Origin of the sequence: Nonomuraea lactucae (assembly GCF_003313395.1) — a bacterium.
In the GTDB taxonomy this organism is placed as follows: Bacteria; Actinomycetota; Actinomycetes; order Streptosporangiales; family Streptosporangiaceae; genus Nonomuraea; species Nonomuraea lactucae.
The window spans coordinates 1-3,106 of the sequence record NZ_QNFZ01000683.1 but is presented as its reverse complement, the minus strand read 5'-3'; the positions used below and the strand labels follow the sequence as shown (position 1 = coordinate 3,106).

At 72.0% G+C, this 3,106-nt stretch carries 4 protein-coding genes; all 4 read left to right on the top strand.

Going from position 1 to position 3,106, the window contains the following annotated elements; translation table 11 throughout:
- Window positions 1-352, top strand: a 352-nt coding sequence (locus tag DQW85_RS25370) for an FCD domain-containing protein (RefSeq protein ID WP_113702482.1), incomplete at its 5' end; no start/stop codon positions are given.
- A complete protein-coding gene (locus DQW85_RS25365; RefSeq protein WP_113702481.1) occupies window positions 349-1,029 on the top strand; it encodes a sterol desaturase family protein in 681 nt (226 codons plus the stop codon). The genes DQW85_RS25370 and DQW85_RS25365, both read left to right, overlap by 4 nt.
- Window positions 1,030-1,159: 130 nt before the next feature.
- Window positions 1,160-1,993: an alpha/beta fold hydrolase gene (locus tag DQW85_RS25360; RefSeq protein WP_240197417.1), complete on the top strand. Its 834-nt coding sequence runs from the start codon at window positions 1,160-1,162 to the stop codon at window positions 1,991-1,993.
- 50 nt (window positions 1,994-2,043) lie between these two features.
- Window positions 2,044-2,997, top strand: coding sequence for an alpha/beta hydrolase (locus DQW85_RS25355; protein WP_113702480.1), 954 nt, complete (start codon window positions 2,044-2,046; stop codon window positions 2,995-2,997).
- Window positions 2,998-3,106 lie beyond the last annotated feature (109 nt).

Genomic DNA, 3,106 nt, shown 5'->3' with positions numbered 1-3,106 from the left:
GGCCGGCGCCGACCTGGTCCTGAGCCTGCGCGGCCTGCTCGGGGAGCTGGAGACGGCCGGCGACGCCGCCCGCGGCGCGCTCGACGGGCGGTTCTGGGACCTGGTCGTCGACGGCTCGGGCAACATCTGCTACCGGCTGTCGCTCAACGCGCTCCGGCAGGCCTACCGGCCGGCGGAGCCGATGGTGACGAGCGTCCTGGCCGCCGAGCACCGCGCCGTCGAGGACTATCGCGCCGTCGTCACGGCGATCGCCGGCCGAGATGCCGCGTCCGCCGCCCAGGCCGCCGCCACCCTGCTGGCGCGCGGCACCTCCGCCATGCACGCCCTGCTCGCCATGGAGGAACCACCTTGATCACCGAACGGCAGGCGGCCGACTTCCGCCGCTCAGGACTGACCCTGGCCGAGGCCGCCCGGATCTTCCTCGCCCACCGCAACGCCCGCGTCCTGCTGCCCGCCGCCTCGGCGGCCGTCCTCACCCGCCTCGCGCTCGGGCGGTGGTCACGCGGGGACCTGAAGGCCGCCGCCTGGATCGCGGGCATCGAACCGTTCGTGGAGTGGATGATCCACGTCCACCTGCTGCACCAGCGCCCCAGGAGGATCCGGGGCCGCACCGTGGAGCTGTTCTCCGCCCGCGGGCACCGCGAGCACCACCGCGACCCGCGCGACCCGGCCAAGGTCTTCATCCCCGGGCCGCTGCTGGCCGCCGCCCTCACCACACTGGCCGTGGCCAACACGGCGGCCACCCGGTCGTTGCGCCCCGCGACGACCGGTCTGGCCACGTCTCTGGTGTCGCTGACCCTGTACGAGTGGACGCACTTCCTCATCCACTCCGCGTACCGGCCCAGGAGCGGGCTCTACCGCCTGCTGCGCCGCACGCACCAGCTCCACCACTACCGCAACGAGAACTACTGGTTCGGGATCGTCACCCCGATCTCCGACCACGTCTTCAACACCTACCCGCCCAAGGAGGACGTGCCGCCCTCGCCCACCGTGAAGACGCTCGGCGTCACCCAGGCGGAGGTGGCCTGAGACGCCAGGCCCTGTGCCAAGGGAGAGCAGAGCCGGTGCGCGCAGGCAGAACACGACGTCCTGCCGCGGACCTAGCGTCGCGGGTGTGAGCTCGGGATCACGCCGAGCCCGATCACACCTGGAGAAGATCATGACGGACTCCGCCGTTCAGGGGATGCGGCGCAGGGCCGCGCTCACCACCGGACTGGCCGCCGCCGCACTGGGCGCGCTGCTGGTGGCGCCTTCACCTGTGAGCGCCGGCGAGGCAGGCCGGACGAAACCGACGATCGTGCTGGTGCACGGGGCGTTCGCCGACGCCTCCAGCTGGAACGATGTGATCACGGAGCTGAAGAGGGGTGGCTACCCGGTGCTCGCGACAGCGAACCCGCTGCGCGGCCTGTCGGGGGACGCCGCCTATCTCAAGAGCGTTCTGGAGAACGTCAAGGGACCGGTGGTCCTGGTCGGGCACTCCTACGGCGGGGCGGTGATCAGCAAGGCCGCCGTGGGTGATTCCTCGGTCAGGGCGCTGGTGTACGTCGCGGCGTTCCTGCCGGACAAGGGGGAGAGCGCGCTGGCACTGTCGGCCAAGTACCCCGGCAGCACCCTCGGGCCGAACACCCGGCAGTGGACCTACCGGCGGCCGGGCGGAGGCAAGGCGGTCGAGCTGACCATCAAGCAGGACAAGTTCCGCGAGCAGTTCGCCGCCGATGTCCCGGCCCGGAAGGCCGCGGCGATGGCGGCGGCACAGCGGCCTGTCGCGGTGGCGGCGCTGGAGGAGAGGGCGACGGCCGCGGCCTGGAAGACCATCCCGTCCTGGGCGCTGATCGCCACCGGTGACAAGAACATCCCGCCGGCCGCGCAGCGGTGGATGGCACGCCGTGCCGACGCCCGCACGGCCGAGGTCGACGCCTCGCACGCGGTGTCGGTGTCCCGGCCGCACAAGGTGGCCCAGCTCATCCTCAAGGCCGCGCGCGCCGTCGGCTGATCTTCCTCTTACCGAACCGGCCGGTTCCACCACTCGCAAGGAGAACACCCATGGACCGCAAGCCCGTGCTCGAACCCGCCGCCCAGGCGTTCGCCGAGGCCACCGCCAACCCGCCCTACCTGTTCGAAATTCCCCACGCCGACGGCCGCAAGGCCGTGGACGAGGCTCAGACGCCCGAGATCGAGGTGCCGGGCACCGACAAGGAGATCCTCCCGGTCGCCGACGGGCTGACGGTGAGCGTGTTCCGGCCGGCGGGCGCGAGCGGCCCGCTGCCGGTGATCATCTATGTGCACGGGGCGGGCTGGGTGTTCGGCAACGACCACACCCACGGCCGGCTGGCCCGCGAGCTGGCCCTCGGCGTCGGCGCGGCGGTGGTGTTCGTCAACTACAGCGCCTCTCCCGAGGCCCGCTACCCGGTCGCGATCGAACAGGTCTTCACCGCCGCCCGCTGGGTGGCCGAGCACGGTGGCGCCCATGGCCTGGACTCCTCCCGCGTGGCGGTCGCCGGAGACTCGGTCGGCGGGAACATGGCCATCGCGCTCACGCTGCTGGCCAAGGAGCGCGGCGAGATCCCGCTGGCGGCGCAGGTGCTGTTCTATCCGGTCACCGACGCGGCCTTCGACACGGGCTCCTACCACGACTTCGCCGAGGGCTACTTCCTGCGCCGCGACGGCATGCAGTGGTTCTGGGACCAGTACACCACCGATCCGGCCGAGCGGGCGCAGATCACCGCCTCGCCGCTGCGGGTCGGCACCGGGCAGCTGGCCGGGCTGCCGCCGGCGCTGGTCATCACCGCCGAGGCCGACGTGCTGCGCGACGAGGGCGAGGCGTACGCCAATAAGCTGCGCGCGGCCGGGGTCGCGGTCACCGCCGTGCGCTATCAGGGCGTCATCCACGACTTCGTCATGCTCAACGCGCTGCGCGGCACCCACGCCGCCGAGGCGGCCATCCAGCAGGCCGCCCGCTTCCTGTCCACCGCACTGAAGACCCGCCAGGAGCGATGATGGCCACTTCACCCACTGTTGTGCTCGTCCATGGGGCGTTCGCCGAGTCCGCCAGCTGGAACGGCGTCGTCACCCGGCTGCGCGAGCATGATCTCAACGTGATCGCCGC